Origin of the sequence: Enterobacter sp. I4, assembly GCF_022669095.1 — a bacterium.
GTDB lineage: Bacteria > Pseudomonadota > Gammaproteobacteria > Enterobacterales > Enterobacteriaceae > Enterobacter > Enterobacter pasteurii.
The window spans coordinates 142,957-159,249 of record NZ_JALBUO010000003.1 but is presented as its reverse complement, the minus strand read 5'-3'; the positions used below and the strand labels follow the sequence as shown (position 1 = coordinate 159,249).

Annotated in this window: 15 protein-coding genes, 2 tRNA genes and 2 other RNA genes; 11 read left to right on the top strand and 8 right to left on the bottom strand. The window is 56.4% G+C overall.

Annotated elements, in window-relative coordinates; translation table 11 throughout:
- Positions 1-11: 11 nt before the first annotated feature.
- Together putP and MOQ06_RS20030 are read left to right on the top strand one after the other, a co-directional pair.
- The gene (putP, locus tag MOQ06_RS20035; protein ID WP_242174558.1) at positions 12-1,520 is read left to right on the top strand and encodes a sodium/proline symporter PutP; all 1,509 of its coding nucleotides are present in this window, start codon (positions 12-14) and stop codon (positions 1,518-1,520) included.
- 73 nt (positions 1,521-1,593) lie between these two features.
- Positions 1,594-2,013 (top strand): DUF3574 domain-containing protein, encoded by a 420-nt coding sequence (locus tag MOQ06_RS20030; protein WP_242174557.1) that lies wholly within the window; start codon positions 1,594-1,596, stop codon positions 2,011-2,013.
- 33 nt (positions 2,014-2,046) lie between these two features.
- Here the strand turns inward: MOQ06_RS20030 and MOQ06_RS20025 are convergent, their stop codons facing one another.
- Both MOQ06_RS20025 and MOQ06_RS22535 read right to left on the bottom strand, forming a co-directional pair.
- Positions 2,047-3,231, bottom strand: a complete 1,185-nt coding sequence (locus tag MOQ06_RS20025) for a nucleoside transporter C-terminal domain-containing protein (protein WP_148421803.1) — start codon at positions 3,229-3,231, stop codon at positions 2,047-2,049.
- Between the two features lie 125 nt (positions 3,232-3,356).
- The gene (locus tag MOQ06_RS22535) at positions 3,357-3,485 is read right to left on the bottom strand and encodes a hypothetical protein (RefSeq protein ID WP_277932324.1); all 129 of its coding nucleotides are present in this window, start codon (positions 3,483-3,485) and stop codon (positions 3,357-3,359) included.
- Here MOQ06_RS22535 and efeU point away from each other — a divergent pair.
- The 5 genes from efeU (at position 3,484) to MOQ06_RS20000 (ending at position 9,974) form a co-directional block, all read left to right on the top strand.
- Entirely contained in the window at positions 3,484-4,317 is an 834-nt protein-coding gene (efeU, locus tag MOQ06_RS20020; protein WP_242174556.1) for an iron uptake transporter permease EfeU, read from the top strand. The two genes, MOQ06_RS22535 and efeU, sit on opposite strands and share 2 nt — an antisense overlap.
- 42 nt (positions 4,318-4,359) lie before the next feature.
- Entirely contained in the window at positions 4,360-5,487 is a 1,128-nt protein-coding gene (gene efeO, locus MOQ06_RS20015) for an iron uptake system protein EfeO (RefSeq protein WP_242174555.1), read from the top strand.
- 5 nt (positions 5,488-5,492) lie between these two features.
- Entirely contained in the window at positions 5,493-6,776 is a 1,284-nt protein-coding gene (efeB, locus tag MOQ06_RS20010) for an iron uptake transporter deferrochelatase/peroxidase subunit (RefSeq protein WP_242174554.1), read from the top strand.
- A 499-nt stretch (positions 6,777-7,275) separates the two neighbouring features.
- On the top strand, positions 7,276-8,067 hold the full coding sequence (gene phoH, locus MOQ06_RS20005) for a phosphate starvation-inducible protein PhoH (protein WP_017384762.1): 792 nt from the start codon (positions 7,276-7,278) through the stop codon (positions 8,065-8,067).
- A gap of 401 nt (positions 8,068-8,468) precedes the next feature.
- Positions 8,469-9,974: an alanine/glycine:cation symporter family protein gene (locus tag MOQ06_RS20000; protein WP_242174553.1), complete on the top strand. Its 1,506-nt coding sequence runs from the start codon at positions 8,469-8,471 to the stop codon at positions 9,972-9,974.
- Positions 9,975-10,217: 243 nt separating this feature from the next.
- Here the strand turns inward: MOQ06_RS20000 and MOQ06_RS19995 are convergent.
- The 3 genes from MOQ06_RS19995 to MOQ06_RS19985 all read right to left on the bottom strand — a co-directional run bounded on the left by MOQ06_RS19995 (position 10,218) and on the right by MOQ06_RS19985 (position 12,001).
- Positions 10,218-10,305 (bottom strand) — tRNA-Ser (locus tag MOQ06_RS19995).
- Between the two features lie 137 nt (positions 10,306-10,442).
- Entirely contained in the window at positions 10,443-11,120 is a 678-nt protein-coding gene (locus MOQ06_RS19990; RefSeq protein ID WP_242174552.1) for an isochorismatase family protein, read from the bottom strand.
- A gap of 20 nt (positions 11,121-11,140) precedes the next feature.
- Positions 11,141-12,001, bottom strand: a complete 861-nt coding sequence (locus MOQ06_RS19985) for a pirin family protein (RefSeq protein ID WP_242174550.1) — start codon at positions 11,999-12,001, stop codon at positions 11,141-11,143.
- A 109-nt stretch (positions 12,002-12,110) separates the two neighbouring features.
- On the opposite strand from MOQ06_RS19985, the gene MOQ06_RS19980 reads away from it, so the two are divergent.
- Positions 12,111-13,016 carry a LysR family transcriptional regulator gene (locus MOQ06_RS19980; protein ID WP_242174547.1) on the top strand — a complete coding sequence of 302 codons (906 nt, stop codon included), beginning with the start codon at positions 12,111-12,113 and terminating at the stop codon, positions 13,014-13,016.
- A gap of 245 nt (positions 13,017-13,261) precedes the next feature.
- Here the strand turns inward: MOQ06_RS19980 and MOQ06_RS19975 are convergent.
- The 3 genes from MOQ06_RS19975 to MOQ06_RS19965 form a co-directional block, all read right to left on the bottom strand.
- Positions 13,262-13,399: non-coding RNA, RtT sRNA (locus tag MOQ06_RS19975), on the bottom strand.
- 45 nt (positions 13,400-13,444) lie between these two features.
- Positions 13,445-13,580: non-coding RNA, RtT sRNA (locus tag MOQ06_RS19970), on the bottom strand.
- 44 nt (positions 13,581-13,624) lie between these two features.
- A tRNA-Ser gene (locus MOQ06_RS19965) sits at positions 13,625-13,712 on the bottom strand.
- Between the two features lie 231 nt (positions 13,713-13,943).
- Between MOQ06_RS19965 and ghrA the strand changes: the two genes are divergently transcribed.
- From ghrA to MOQ06_RS19950, 3 genes are all read left to right on the top strand, one after another.
- Positions 13,944-14,882, top strand: a complete 939-nt coding sequence (gene ghrA / locus MOQ06_RS19960; protein WP_242174546.1) for a glyoxylate/hydroxypyruvate reductase GhrA — start codon at positions 13,944-13,946, stop codon at positions 14,880-14,882.
- An 84-nt stretch (positions 14,883-14,966) separates the two neighbouring features.
- Positions 14,967-15,704, top strand: coding sequence for a phosphatase (locus MOQ06_RS19955; protein ID WP_193356314.1), 738 nt, complete (start codon positions 14,967-14,969; stop codon positions 15,702-15,704).
- A gap of 19 nt (positions 15,705-15,723) precedes the next feature.
- On the top strand, positions 15,724-16,278 hold the full coding sequence (locus MOQ06_RS19950; RefSeq protein ID WP_148421787.1) for a molecular chaperone: 555 nt from the start codon (positions 15,724-15,726) through the stop codon (positions 16,276-16,278).
- The last annotated feature ends 15 nt before the right edge of the window (positions 16,279-16,293 follow it).

Below are 16,293 nucleotides of genomic sequence, written 5' to 3'. Positions count from 1 at the left end.
GGAGAATTTGAATGGCTATTAGCACACCGATGCTGGTGACATTTCTCGTTTATATTTTTGGCATGATCCTGATAGGGTTTTTGGCGTGGCGTTCCACTAAAAACTTTGACGACTACATACTGGGCGGGCGCAGCTTAGGCCCGATGGTAACCGCGCTTTCTGCGGGCGCATCCGACATGAGCGGCTGGCTGCTGATGGGCCTGCCGGGCGCGATTTTCATCTCCGGCATCTCCGAAAGCTGGATCGCCATCGGCCTGACCGTCGGCGCGTGGATCAACTGGAAGCTAGTGGCAGGCCGTCTGCGCGTGCACACCGAAGCCAACAACAACGCCCTGACGCTGCCGGACTACTTCACCGGACGCTTTGAAGATAACAGCCGCGTTCTGCGCATTATCTCCGCGGTAGTTATTCTGCTGTTCTTCACCATCTACTGTGCCTCCGGCATCGTGGCGGGCGCGCGTCTGTTTGAAAGCACCTTCGGCATGAGCTATGAAACGGCGCTGTGGGCCGGTGCGGCCGCGACTATCCTCTATACCTTCGTGGGCGGATTCCTGGCGGTAAGCTGGACCGATACCGTGCAGGCGAGCCTGATGATTTTCGCCCTGATCCTGACCCCGGTGATTGTGATTTTCACCGTCGGCGGCTTTGGCGAATCGCTCGAAGTCATCAAGCAGAAGAGCATCGAAAACGTCGACATGCTGAAAGGGCTGAACTTCGTGGCCATCGTCTCCCTGATGGGCTGGGGGCTGGGCTACTTCGGTCAGCCGCACATTCTGGCGCGCTTTATGGCGGCGGATTCCCACCACACCATCGTTCACGCGCGCCGCATCAGCATGACGTGGATGATCCTGTGCCTGACGGGCGCGTGCGCGGTCGGCTTCTTCGGCATTGCCTACTTCAATAACAACCCGGCACAGGCGGGCGCGGTGAATCAGAACGCCGAGCGCGTGTTCATCGAGCTGGCGCAGATCCTGTTTAACCCGTGGATTGCCGGTATTCTGCTCTCCGCCATCCTGGCGGCGGTGATGTCCACCCTGAGCTGCCAGCTGCTGGTGTGCTCCAGCGCCATCACGGAAGATCTTTACAAGGCCTTCCTGCGCAAGGGCGCAAGCCAGAAAGAGCTGGTATGGGTAGGGCGCTTTATGGTGCTGCTGGTGGCGCTGATTGCCATCGCCCTGGCGGCGAACCCGGAGAACCGCGTGCTGGGCCTGGTAAGCTACGCCTGGGCAGGCTTTGGCGCCGCGTTTGGTCCGGTGGTGCTGTTCTCCGTGCTGTGGTCACGCATGACCCGCAACGGCGCGCTGGCGGGGATGATTATCGGCGCGGTTACCGTCATCGTCTGGAAACAGTTCGCGTGGCTGGGGCTGTATGAAATCATTCCGGGCTTCATCTTCGGCAGCATCGGGATTGTGGTATTCAGCCTGCTGGGTAAAGCGCCGTCTGCCGCGATGCAAAAACGCTTTGCTGAAGCGGACGCGCACTATCACTCTGCACCGCCAGCTAAGCTTCAGGCTGAGTAATACATACCCCCTCACCCTGACCCTCTCCCCACAGGGGAGAGGGGATAGACCGCTCACCAGTGCGAGATGATAAATGATGATGAAAACAGGGTTAATGGTGGCAGCATTAGTGATGCTGGCGGGCTGTAATGCACCCTCGCAGCGCGCGCCAGCTGAAACCTGCAAGGCGGAAAACCAGATGCAGCAGACCACGCTCTATTTCGGGCTGAATCGCCCGGCCGGGGCGCAAATCACCGCCAGCGAGTGGCAGCAGTTCGTTGACCGGGACGTGACGCCGCGCTTTCGCGACGGCTTAACGGTGATGGGCGCGCGCGGGCAGTGGCTGGGGAACGACGGGAAGGTGGCCCGCGAGCCGAGCAAGGCGCTGATGCTGATCCACGCAAAAGATGCCCAGAGCGAGACGAATATTGAAGCGCTGCGCGGGATCTATAAATCCCGCTTCGCGCAGGAGTCGGTAATGCGGGTCGATTTGCCGGCGTGCGTGCAGTTCTGAATCAAAAACGGCGGCCTCAGCCGCCGTTTTCGCTTACAGCACCAGCCCCGCAAAGCTCGCCGACAGCAGGCTCACCAGCGTCGCGCCGTACACCAGGCGTAAACCAAACCGCGAGACCACGTTGCCCTGCTGCTCGTTCAGTCCCTTAATGGCCCCGGCAACAATGCCGATAGAGGCGAAGTTAGCAAACGACACCAGGAACACCGACAAAATACCCAGCCCGCGCGGCGACATCTGATGGGCAATTTTTTGCAGCTCAATCATCGCCACAAATTCATTCGCCACCAGCTTGGTTGCCATAATACTGCCCGCGCTTAAGGCATCGCTCAGCGGAATACCGACCAGCCACGCCAGCGGATAGAAAACGTAGCCCAGAATCTGCTGGAAGCTCATGCCGAATACGCTGGAGAAGAGGGCGTTAACGGCGCTGATAAGGGCGATAAAGCCAATCAGCATCGCCAGAATAATCATCGCTACCTTAAAGCCTGCCAGAATATACTCGCCCAGCATTTCGAAGAAGCTCTGAGACTCATGCAGCTTTTCCAGTTTGATATCCGGCTCGGCTTCCGGGCGCGCCGGGTTAATAACCGAGAGAATAATAAAGGTGCTGAACATATTCAGAATCAGCGCCGCGACGACAAATTTGGCGTCGAGCATGGTCATATAGGCGCCGACGATCGACAGGGAGACCGTCGACATCGCCGTTGCCGCCATGGTAAAGAGGCGGCGAGAGGAGAGATCGCCCAGCACGCCCTTGTAGGCAATGAAATTTTCCGACTGGCCGAGGATAAGCGAGCTCACCGCATTAAACGACTCCAGCTTGCCCATGCCGTTAAGTTTTGACAGCAGCGTCCCGATGATCCGAATAAAGATCGGCAGAATGCGCCAGTGCTGAAGAATACCAATCAGGGCCGAGATAAAAATAATGGGGCAGAGCACGCCAAGGAAAATGAACGCCAGCCCTTTATCGCCCATCCCGCCAAAGACAAAATTAGTCCCTTCGGCAGCGAATTTCAGCAGCGATTCAAAGAAGCCGGAGACGTATTTAATAATGAACAGGCCGCTTTCCGCGTGCAGAAAAAAGAATGCCAGCGCGATTTCAATGACGATCAGCTGTAAAACAAAGCGGATACGAATTTTTCGGCGGTCGAAACTCACCAGCCAGGCAAGCGCAAGAATAATCACCAGCGCCAGCAGGAAATGGACAATCTTAAACATGGTTTTTTTTCAGTTGGTTTTCGAGGCGGACATTTAGCCATAGCGGCGGTTAACCGTAAACGAACATTTTTGTTATATCTTCTGAACAAAACGGTTTCCCTGCGAATGATTACCCGGCGATGCGTTTACATCTGGTCATCAAAACGCCCTACATTTCGCTTGTTTTTCTTGTTTTCGTAATGATAATCACTATCACAAGAATTTACTTTTCTTTGCATGAGTTGACCGAGATAAACATTTAAAGGTGTCTGCATGTTTGTTCCTTTTCTCATTATGTTACGTGAAGGCCTTGAAGCGGCCCTGATCGTCAGCCTTATCGCCAGTTACCTGAAGCGTACCCAGCGTGGACGCTGGATTGGCGCGATGTGGGTTGGCGTTTTCCTCGCCGCGGCGCTCTGCCTGGGGCTCGGGATCCTCATCAACGAAACTACCGGCGAGTTTCCCCAGAAAGAGCAGGAGCTGTTTGAGGGCATCGTCGCCGTGATTGCGGTGTTCATCCTCACCTGGATGGTGTTCTGGATGCGCAAAGTCTCGCGCAACGTGAAGGTTCAGCTGGAGCAGGCGGTGGATAACGCGCTGCAAAAAAGCGGCAACCACGGCTGGGCGCTGATTCTGATGGTCTTTTTTGCCGTTGCGCGTGAAGGCCTGGAGTCCGTGTTCTTTCTGCTGGCGGCGTTCCAGCAGGACGTTGGCATCTGGCCGCCGCTGGGCGCCGTGCTGGGGCTTGCCTCCGCCGTGGTGCTGGGCTTCCTGCTTTACTGGGGCGGCATTCGCCTGAACCTCGGCGCGTTCTTCAGGTGGACCAGCCTCTTTATCCTGCTGGTAGCAGCCGGGCTGGCGGCAGGCGCGATCCGCGCCTTCCACGAGGCGGGGCTGTGGAACCACTTCCAGGACGTGGCGTTCGATTTCAGCAACGTCCTCTCCACCCATTCACTGACCGGCACCCTGCTCGAAGGCATCTTCGGCTATCAGGAAACGCCGAGCGTCAGCGAAGTGGCGATGTACTTTATCTACCTCATTCCGGCGCTGGTGCTGTTTTTCATGCCAGCACGCCCCGGCGCTCAGACGTCGCGTACCGCATCCTGACGCGTATCGGTTAGTTACAACATACTTTAAAAGGGAAGGACCATGGCAATTCAATTTCGTCGTAGTACGTTACGGGCTGGTGTGGCGGCGCTGATTGCGTCCGCATTCGCGGCGCAGGCTGCGGATATTCCACAGGTTAAAGTGACCGTAACCGATAAGCAGTGCGAACCGATGACCATCACGGTTAACAGCGGCAAAACCCAGTTTATTATTCAGAACCACAGCCAGAAGGCGCTGGAGTGGGAGATCCTGAAGGGCGTGATGGTGGTGGAAGAGCGTGAGAATATCGCGCCGGGCTTCAGCCAGAAGATGACCGCCAGCCTCCAGCCGGGTGAGTACGAAATGACCTGCGGCCTGCTGACTAACCCTAAGGGCAAGCTGATTGTTAAAGGTGCAGCCACGGCGGACGCCGCCAAAGGCACGGCCTTACTGAGCCTGGGCGACGCCATTACCGCCTATAAAGCCTACGTTACCAAAGAGACGGCGGATCTGGCGGCGGGCACCAAGGCCTTTACCGACGCGGTGAAGGCGGGGGATATCGAAAAAGCAAAATCCCTGTATGCGCCAACCCGACAGCACTACGAGCGCATCGAGCCGATTGCCGAGCTGTTCTCTGACCTTGACGGCAGCATCGATGCCCGTGAAGACGACTATGAGCAGAAGGCCGCCGACCCGAAATTCACCGGCTTCCACCGTCTGGAAAAAGCCCTGTTTGGCGATAACTCCACCAAAGTGATGGAGAAATACGCCGAACAGCTGAACACCGACGTGCTGGAGCTGCAAAAACGCATCAGCGAGCTGGCCTTCCCGCCGTCGAAGGTGGTTGGCGGCGCGGCGGGGCTGATAGAAGAAGTCGCCGCGAGCAAAATCAGCGGGGAAGAAGATCGCTACAGCCACACCGACCTGTGGGATTTCCAGGCGAACGTTGACGGCGCGCAGAAAATTGTCGATCTGCTGCGTCCTCAGCTGCAAAAAGAGAACGGCGAGCTGCTGGCGAAGGTGGATGCCAACTTCAAAAAAGTGGACGCTATCCTGGCGAAATACCGCACCAGAGACGGGTTTGAAACGTACGATAAGCTGACCGATGCCGATCGTAACGCGCTGAAAGGCCCAATTACCACGCTGGCGGAAGATCTCTCCCTGCTGCGTGGCGTGCTGGGGCTGGACTAAGCGCGTTGAACAAGCATGACGAGTACGACGTCGCGGAGCCTTCCCGCCGTCGTTTACTGAAAGGGGCTGGGGCGCTGGGCGGCGCGCTTGCCCTGACGGGGGGCTGTCCCGTGGCGCATGCGGCCAAACCGCAAAGCGCGCCGGGCACGCTGTCGCCGGATGCGCGTATGGAAACGCAGCCGTTTTACGGCGAGCACCAGGCGGGGATCCTGACGCCGCAGCAGGCTTCCATGATGCTGGTGGCGTTTGATTCCCTGGCGAGCGATAGGGCCGACCTTGAGCGCCTGTTCAGGCTGCTGACCGCGCGCATCGCCTTTCTTACCGCGGGCGGCCCGGCGCCGGAAACGCCCAATCCGCGCCTGCCGCCGATGGATTCCGGTATTCTCGGCGCGTTTATTGCGCCCGATAACCTGACCATCACCGTCTCGGTAGGGGCATCGCTGTTTGATGACCGTTACGGGCTGGCGAAGCAGAAGCCGAAAGCGCTGCAAAAAATGACGCGTTTCCCGAATGATTCCCTTGACGCGGCGCTGTGCCACGGCGATCTGCTGTTGCAGATCTGCGCCAATACCCAGGACACGGTGATCCACGCCCTGCGCGATATCATCAAGCACGCTCCGGATCTGCTGAGCGTGCGCTGGAAGCGGGAAGGGTTTATCTCTGACCACGCGGCGCGCAGCAAAGGCAAAGAGACGCCGGTCAACCTGCTGGGCTTCAGGGACGGCACCGCAAACCCGGACAGCAGCAATGGCGCGCTGATGGACAGCGTGGTGTGGGTTACGGCGGACCAGGGCGAACCGGCCTGGGCGGTGGGCGGCAGCTATCAGGCTGTCCGTATCATTCAGTTCCACGTGGAGTTCTGGGACCGCACGCCGCTAAAGGAGCAGCAGACTATCTTTGGTCGCGACAAGCAGACCGGCGCACCGCTGGGCATGAAGAGTGAGCACGATGAGCCTGACTATGCCCGCGATCCGGATGGCGATGTCATCGCGCTGGACAGCCACATTCGCCTCGCCAATCCGCGCACCAGAGAGACGCAGTCCAGCCTGATGAAGCGCAGGGGCTACAGCTATTCGCTGGGGGTGACCAACTCCGGGCAGCTTGATATGGGGCTGTTGTTTGTCTGCTATCAGCACGATCTTGAGAAAGGGTTTCTCACCGTACAGAAGCGGCTGAACGGCGAAGCGCTGGAGGAGTATATTAAGCCCATCGGTGGCGGCTATTTCTTTGCCCTGCCTGGCCCGCGCGACGGGAACGCGTATCTCGCACAAGGGCTGATTGAAGCCTGATAATCGTCCCTGCGACCGTTCGCAGGGACATTATTTTTTCCATAGACTATCTTATTGTTATATTTCTGTAATATTTCTATATGAGACTGATTTTCCATGTAGGGGCAGTCTGAAAAGTTGCATTCAGGTAAAATAAATGTTGCGTTTATGATAAAGCCTGATGTACTTAAGATAAGACAGCGGTAGTTCCCGGCAGTGATGTTACTCACTATGGAGATCGCGAATGGTTGCGTCCTGTACTGGACAAGGTAAACACATCAACCGCAGCACCCGGCGCGGAGGCTCAGACTCCGGCAGCGATTTCCTCACCACTACAATCTCCCCTTCACCTCAAAAACCTGTTTCTACCGACGTGCATAGCGGTGCGCGTAGCCGTTCTGTATCGTCATCCGGTAATGCAAGCAATGGCTTACAAGGAAGCCAACCCTCTGATGTTCGTGCGCATAATCGTGCCGACGCTGGCGCGTGTGATGAATACCAACAACTCAAGGTGCTATCCATGGGAAGACAAAAAGCAGTGATCAAAGCTCGTCGTGAAGCAAAACGTGTGCTGAGACGGGATTCACGTAGCCATAAGCAGCGTGAAGAAGAATCGGTCACCTCGCTTGTGCAGATGAGCGGCGTAGAATCCATTGGCATGGCGCGGGATAGCCGCGATGCATCGCCAATTGTGGCGCGAAATGAAGCTCAGGCGCACTACCTGAATGCTATCGAGAGTAAACAGCTCATCTTTGCAACCGGGGAAGCCGGATGCGGGAAAACGTGGATCAGCGCCGCCAAAGCGGCGGAGGCGCTGATTCATAAGGACGTGGAACGGATCATCGTGACCCGTCCGGTACTGCAGGCTGATGAAGATCTTGGCTTCCTGCCCGGCGATATTTCGGAGAAGTTTGCCCCGTACTTCAGGCCCGTCTATGACGTGCTGGTGAAGCGGCTGGGCGCTTCCTTTATGCAGTACTGCCTGCGGCCAGAGATTGGCAAGGTGGAAATCGCGCCGTTCGCCTATATGCGCGGACGTACATTTGAAAATGCGGTCGTTATTCTTGACGAGGCTCAGAACGTGACCGCTGCGCAAATGAAGATGTTTTTAACGCGCCTCGGGGAGAACGTGACGGTTATCGTCAATGGCGATATTACCCAGTGTGACCTGCCGTCGGGCGTTAAGTCCGGCCTCAGCGATGCCATGTCACGTTTTGAGGAAGATGAAATGATAGGCGTTGTTCGCTTTACCAAAGAGGACTGCGTCCGCTCGGCGCTGTGTCAACGCACGCTGGAAGTTTATTCCGATTAAGGCAAAGCTTCATCATTTCACTTTCTGAGCCATTCCTTCCCGGCATAATGCCGGGAAGCTTCGCTTATTCCCTTTATAATATAATTCTCCGCTTAGCTCATATTAATTTCCTGTCGAACGGGGCGGGGTTTACGTATTATTTTGCGGAGGTCGGTTTTATAAAAAGCGCAGAAGTGTGATATGTATTTATAATACCCACAAAATATCTGTGAATATAATGATCGTGCTAATTGTTGCGCTAAATTTAAACGTGAATGTTGTCACAGAACATTGCTAAAGCGTAAAAATTAAGTTGGTGTCTTCTGGTTAATTATCTATGTTTCGTACTTGTTCAAACACAATTCTAAGAAGAAATACACCAGGGGAGCATTTTCCCTGGCACATCACGCTGAGGGTCATACATGAACGAACTGGTTAGTGCAATTAACGGTGTTATCTGGAGCCCGGCGTTAATTTTTTTATGTCTGGGTGTTGGCCTCTATTTTTCACTGCGTAGTCGTTTTCTGCAGTTACGCCATATAAAACATATGATTACCCTTATGTTTCAGGGTGGGGCTACCGATGCCGGCGTATCGTCGTTTCAGGCGCTGACGATGACGCTGGCGGGGCGCGTGGGTACCGGGAACATAGCCGGTGTGGCCACCGCCATTACCTTTGGTGGGCCGGGCGCGCTTTTCTGGATGTGGGTAGTGGCGTTTTTGGGCGCCAGCTCTGCATTTGTAGAGTCCACGTTAGGGCAGGTATATAAAGAAAAAATTAACGGTGAATATCGTGGTGGCCCCGCCTTTTATATTGAGAAAGGGCTGGGGGTAAAGTGGTACGCATGGTTATTTGCTATCGTCACCATTTTCTCCTGCGGATTATTACTGCCGGGCGTTCAGGCAAACTCCATTGCCGCCAGCCTGGATATTGCCTTCGGCCTTAACCCAAACGTCACGGCAGCATTGCTGGCTGTGCTGTTAAGCTTCATTATTTTCGGCGGTGTGAAAAGGATCGCCAGCTTTAGCAGCATGGTGGTTCCGTTTATGGCACTCGGCTATATTATTGTTGCCTGCGTTATTATCGCCATCAATATTGAAAAACTGCCTTCCGTTATTCTGCTGATCTGGAAAAGTGCCTTCGGCCTCGAAGCGGGGTTTGGTGCAATCCTGGGCCAGGCTATTATGTGGGGCGTTAAGCGCGGCGTATATTCCAACGAGGCGGCGCAGGGTACCGGACCGCATGCATCCTCGGCGGCGGCAGTGAGCCATCCGGTGAAGCAGGGGCTGGTTCAGGCATTCTCCGTTTATATCGATACGCTGTTTGTCTGCTCCGCGACCGGATTTATGCTGCTGATCACCGGGCTGTATAATGTCCAGGGCGTTGACGGCGCGGCGCTTTATACCGGTATTTCGGGCGTCGCGGCCGGTCCCGGCTATGTGCAGACGGCGATGGAAAGTATGATGCCGGGCTTTGGCAATTACTTTGTCGCTATCGCGCTGTTCTTCTTTGCCTTCACCACCATCATTGCCTATTACTATATCGCCGAAACCAATATCGCCTACATCAACCGTAAAATTCACCGCCCGTGGCTGACATTCCTGCTTAAATTATGTCTGATGGCGTCCACGGTATATGGCACAATCCGCACCGCGGATCTGGCATGGGGATTAGGGGATATCGGGGTAGGGCTGATGGCATGGCTCAACATTATTGCCATTGTCCTCCTGCATAAAAAAGCCTTTGCCAGCCTGAAGGATTATGAAACCCAGAACGCGCAGGGGCTTGATCCGCAGTTTGATCCGGTTCGGCTTGGGATCAAAAATGCGGATTACTGGCTGGGGGAGCGCAGGGATGAGGGGGGTGCTCAGCCTGGGCAGGTCGCATCTCCTGAAGGAAAGCAGCCGGCAGGGAAGTTGAATAGCTGAGGATTAAAATAAAAAAGCCCGTGCCAACGCACGGGCTTTTTTATAAGTGAGGCGGCTGAGTTCGCACCGGGGGGGGATTGACTCGCTTCGCTCGCCCTGCGGGCAGCCTGTTCGCTGCGCTCTCAGTCTGTCCAACTGGCTGTCGCCAGTTGTCGAACCCCGGTCGGGGGTTCTCATCCCCCCCACAGGCGTGCTATATGCGAAAAAAAAGCCCGTACTTTCGTACGAGCTCTTCTTAAAATATGGCGGTGAGGGGGGGATTCGAACCCCCGATACGTTGCCGTATACACACTTTCCAGGCGTGCTCCTTCAGCCACTCGGACACCTCACCATATTGTTTTGCTGCCTGACCGCTTGGGGGGCAACGGGGCGCTACTATAGGGAGTTGCGCCAGAACGGTCAAGCAGATTTTCTGCATTCGTGCCTGTTCGGTTAAGCCTTAATCAGCTTTTGCCGCACAGCGTAGGATTAACGCTGTGAATCGAGCACTTCGCTGTTTTTCACCACGTCCTGCGCTTTGCCGTAGCTTTCGATGAGCAGCTGGTAGGCCGGGAAGATATGCGTGTAAACCTCAGCCCATTCAGCCGCATCTTCACGATTCCATGTCCGCTGAATCTCGGAAGCAACGGCTGCCGTATCCATCGGCACCACGCCTGCCTGCACCACGCGGGCAAGAGTGATCTCCTGGGCCATCCTGCTGTAGGTGCCAGACGCATCTATTACCGCAAACACTTTGTAGCCATCCGCCACCGCGCTGATAGAGGGAAAAGCCATGCAGACGCTGGTGATAGTGCCCGCGATAATCAGCGTTTTACGCCCCGTGGCTTTTACCGCCGCCACAAACTCCGGGTTATCCCAGGCGTTGATCTCACCCTTACGCGCAACGTACTGCGCGTGCGGCGCGTTGGCGTGGATCTCCGGGATAAGCGGGCCGTTTGGTCCCTGTGGCACCGACGCCGTGGTGATCACCGGGAGCTTCGCCAGCGAGGCAATTTTTGCCAGCGCCGCCGCACGGGCGCGCAGCTCGGGCATTGGCATGTCGCCAACGGTCTGGAACAGCCCGCTCTGGTGATCGATAAGCAGCATGACTGCATCATTTACGTCAATAACGGGACGTGCACCGTTGAAGTTTGCAGGGGTAGACATAATGCGCTCCTTTATTACGTTCAGATCTGGCCAAAGCGGCCGGAGTTGAAATCGCGAATTGCCTCGGCGATTTCGGTTTTACTGTTCATCACAAACGGGCCATAGCCGACAATCGGTTCATTCAGCGGCTCCCCGGCCATCAGCAGCACCTTCGCGTCGCTGCTGGCTTCGAGATGCAGCTTGTCACCGCTCTGGCTTAGCACGACCAGCTGCGCTTCACCCGCCGGCGTGGCGCCATTTACCGTCACGCTGCCCTCAACGACAACCAGCGCCGCGCTCCAGCCCTCTGGCTGATGGAGCGTCAGATGGCTGCCCTGATTCAGCGAGAGATCCCACACGTTCAGCGGCGAGAAGGTATGAGCCGGGCCGGTCACATCTTCATAGCGGCCAGCGATGACGCGTAGCGTTCCGCTGTTATCCGGCAGGGTAACCGACGGGATATCCGCCCGAGTGATGCTCTGGTAGCCCGGCGTCGCCATCTTGTCTTTGGCGGGCAGGTTGACCCACAGCTGCATCATTTTCAGTTCGCCGCCTTTCTGCGCGAACGCGCCGGAGTGGAACTCCTCGTGCAGAATGCCTGCGCCAGCCGTCATCCACTGCACGTCTCCCGGGCCAATTACGCCGCCTATGCCGGTGGAGTCACGATGCTCTACCTCACCGGCGTAGACGATGGTGACCGTTTCAAAGCCGCGATGAGGATGCTCGCCCACGCCGCGTTTTACGCCATCCGCCGGGAAGACGTGAGGTCCGGCGTAATCCAGCAGCAGAAACGGGCTTAGCGTTTCGCCATGCGTCTGGTAAGAAAACATCGAACGAACGGGAAAACCGTCGCCGACCCAGTGCGGACGAGGTGCGGTATAAACGCCGGTTACGTTTTTCATGATTAACTCCTGATGTTCTGTTGATGTAATTAGCTTATATTCAGGGTTAATATCCCGGTAGATAGCGAAAATGACATTCACTGTTCTTCAAATGGAACAATGGGGGCATATGCAGGATCTCAATGATTTCGTGTGGTTCGTGAAGGTGGTGGACCATGGTGGGTTTGCGGCGGCAGGGCGAGCGCTGGATCAGCCTAAATCCAAACTGAGTCGCCGGATAGCGCAGCTCGAGGAGCGGCTCGGCGTTCGGTTGATACAGCGCACCACGCGGCAGTTTACGGTGACTGAGGTGGGGCAGACGTTTTATCAGCACTGTAAAGCGATGCTGGTAGAGGCCGAAGCGGCGGAGGAGGCCGTGGCTGCCTTACAGGCTGAACCGCGCGGTATGGTCAGGATCGCCTGTCCGGTGACGTTACTGCACGTTCACGTGGGGCCAATGCTGGCAACGTTTATGGCACGCTATCCGGGGATTAACCTCCAGCTGGAAGCGACCAACCGCCGGGTCGATCTGGTCGGTGAGGGAGTGGATGTGGCGATCCGCGTTCGCCCGCGTCCGTTTGACGACAGCGATTTGGTGTTAAGGGTGCTGGCTGACAGGGGACACTGCCTGGTTGCCGGACCGTCCCTGATTGAACGGATGGGTAGCCCGTCGATGCCCTCTGAACTCAGCAAATGGCCGGGGTTAAGTATGGGGGCCGGCAGGCACCTGCATAAGTGGGATCTGAGCGGGCCGGAGGGGGCGAAAGCAGAGGTCCACTTTACGCCGCGCCTGGTGACGACCGACATGCTGGCGCTGCGGGAAGCGGCGATGGCGGGCGTGGGCGTGGTGCAGCTGCCGATTTTGATGGTGAAAGATCAGCTTGCGTCAGGGGAACTGGTTCGGGTGCTGAACGCATGGGAGCCAAGACGGGAAGTGATTCACGCAGTATATCCTTCCCGGCGCGGTTTACTGCCGTCGGTCAGGACGCTGGTGGATTTTCTAACGGAAGAATATGCCCGGATGGTGGAGGAGTAACGGTTCCAGGGGGGACAACTGAATGCGAGCACCTAACTATCCCCTCTCCCCTCTGGGGAGAGGGTTAGGGTGAGGGGAGGATTGACTCGCTTCGCTCGCCCTGCGGGCAGCCTGTTCGCTGCGCTCGCAGTCTGTCCAACTGGCTGCGCCAGTTGTCGAACCCCGGTCGGGGATTCTCATCCCCCCACAGGCTTGCAATATATGAAAAAAAAGCCCGTACTTTCGTACGAGCTCTTCTTTAAATATGGCGGTGAGGGGGGGATTGACTCGCTTTGCTCGCCCTGCGGGCAGCCTGTTCGCTGCGCTCTCAGTCTGTCCAACTGGCTGTCGCCAGTTGTCGAACCCCGGTCGGGGGGTCTCATCCCCCCCGCAGGCGTGCAATATGCGAAAAAAAAGCCCGCATTTTCATGCGAGCTCTTCTTTAAATATGGCGGTGAGGGGGGATTGACTCGCTTCGCTCGCCCTGCGGGCAGCCTGTTCGCTGCGCTCGCAGTCTGTCCAACTGGCTGCGCCAGTTGTCGAACCCCGGTCGGGGATTCTCATCCCCCCACAGGCGTGCAATATGCGAAAAAAAAGCCCGTACTTTCGTACGAGCTCTTCTTTAAATATGGCGGTGAGGGGGGGATTCGAACCCCCGATACGTTGCCGTATACACACTTTCCAGGCGTGCTCCTTCAGCCACTCGGACACCTCACCATATTGTCATCCCGTTGTTGTCGGGACGGGCGCTAATGTAAGGAAAAGCCGTACTGCCGTCAACTCACTTTTTCAGTAATTTAGCGCGTTTAGACAAACTTCAGGCAACCTGATTCCGAAATGTGCGAAAAGCGCCTCTTTTATCAGCAACGCGGTTTCCCGTTAAATTTGTTATGCTGGCAATCCAGTTGAAAATGAAAATAAAACCGCGCAAAAAAGGCAGGAATGACTATGGATATTATCTTCTATCACCCCACTTTTGATACCGCTTACTGGATTGACGCGATCGCGGCTGCACTGCCTGACGCACGCGTTCGCGAGTGGAAGCGGGGCGATAATGAACATGCCGACTACGCCCTCGTCTGGCATCCGCCGGTTGAAATGCTTCAGGGGCGCAGGCTGAAGGCGGTGTTTGCCCTCGGCGCTGGCGTGGATTCCATTTTAAGTAAGCTGAAGGCACACCCGGAAATGCTGGCGGAGGATATTCCCCTGTTCCGGCTGGAAGATACCGGCATGGGCCAGCAGATGCAGGAATATGCCGTGAGCCAGGTGCTGCACTGGTTCCGCCGCTTCGACGATTATCAGGCGTTTAAGCAGAAGGCCCACTGGGAACCGCTCCCGGACTATCAGCGTGAAGATTTTACCATCGGCATCCTCGGGGCAGGGGTATTAGGCTCAAAAGTGGCAGAAGCGCTCGCGCCGTGGGGCTTCCCGCTGCGCTGCTGGAGCCGCAGCCGCAAGAATTACCCGGGCGTAGAGAGCTTTGCCGGCATGGACGAACTCCCCGCGTTCCTGAAACAGACGCGTGTCCTCATTAACCTGCTGCCAAATACGGCGGAGACGGTTGGCATTATTAACGGTGCGCTCCTCAGCCAGCTGGCTGACCAGAGCTACCTGATGAACCTGGCGCGCGGGGTGCACGTTGTAGAGGACGATCTGCTGAACGCGCTGGACAGCGGTAAGCTGAAAGGCGCAATGCTCGATGTTTATAGCCGCGAACCGCTGCCGGCGGAAAGCCCGCTCTGGGCTCACCCCCGCGTGGCGATGACGCCACATGTTGCGGCCGTGACGCGTCCGGCAGAGGCCGTAGCGTATATCTCGCATACCATCAGCGAGATAGAGAAGGGCAACGCGGTGACCGGACAGGTCGACAGACAGCGAGGCTACTGAGAGAAACCCGGCATTCGCCGGGTTTTTGCTAATATTCGCCGCTGATAACTGCTATCCTTTGGAAAAAACGCAGAGGAGAGAAAGATGTATCCCGTTGACCTGCATATGCATACCGTCGCCAGCACCCACGCTTACAGCAACCTCCATGATTATATCGCTCAGGCGAAGCTTAAGGGCATTAAGCTGTTTGCGATAACCGATCACGGCCCGGATATGGCGGATGCGCCGCACTACTGGCATTTTGTGAATATGCGTATCTGGCCTCGTCTGGTAGACGGCATCGGGATACTGCGCGGCATTGAAGCGAATATCAAAAATATCGACGGTGAAATTGACTGCACCGGCCCGATGCTGACCTCGTTAGATCTGATCCTCGCCGGTTTTCATGAGCCCGTTTTTGCGCCGCAGGATAAAGACACCAATACCGCGGCGATGATCGCCACCATAGCCAGCGGCAACGTGCACATTATCAGCCATCCGGGCAACCCTAAATACCCGATTGATATTGAGGCCGTGGCGCAGGCGGCGGCAAAACACCGCGTGGCGCTGGAAATTAATAACTCCTCGTTTGTTCACTCGCGCAAGGGCAGTGAAGCAAACTGTCGCGCCGTGGCGGCGGCCGTGCGTGACGCGGGTGGGATGGTGGCGCTGGGCTCTGATTCACACACCGCCTTCACGCTGGGTGACTTCAGCGAGTGCCTGAAAATTTTGCAGGACGTGAACTTCCCGGAAGAACGGATCCTGAACGTCACGCCGCGGCGTATGCTCGACTTCCTTGAGTCGCGCGGCATGGCACCGATTGATGAATTTGCCGATCTTTAATTAATAACGGAACAGAAACATGAATGAGTTTTCCATCCTTTGCCGCGTGCTGGGCACCTTATATTACCGCCAGCCGCAGGACCCGCTGCTGGTTCCGCTGTTTACCCTGATCCGTGAAGGTAAACTGGCGCAGAATTGGCCGCTGGAGCAGGATGATTTGCTTGAACGTTTACAAAAAAGCTGCGACATGCAGCAGATTTCAACCGATTACAACGCGCTGTTCGTGGGGGAAGAGTGTCGCGTTTCGCCGTATCGTTCTGCCTGGCAGGAAGGTGCAACCGAGGCGGAGGTGCGGGCATTTCTTTCAGAACGCGGTATGCCGCTGACGGATATGCCAGCCGATCATATCGGTACGCTGCTGCTGGCGGCCTCGTGGATTGAAGATAACGCAGGGGACGATGAGAATGAGGCGATTGAAACCCTGTTCGACACGTACCTGCTGCCGTGGTGCGGCACTTTCCTTGGCAAAGTTGAGGCTCACGCCACCTCGCCATTCTGGAGAACGCTGGCACCCCTGACGCGCGATGCCATCGCTGCGATGTGGGATGAGCTGGAAGAAGAGAACGAAGAGTGATTTAAGTCACAAAAA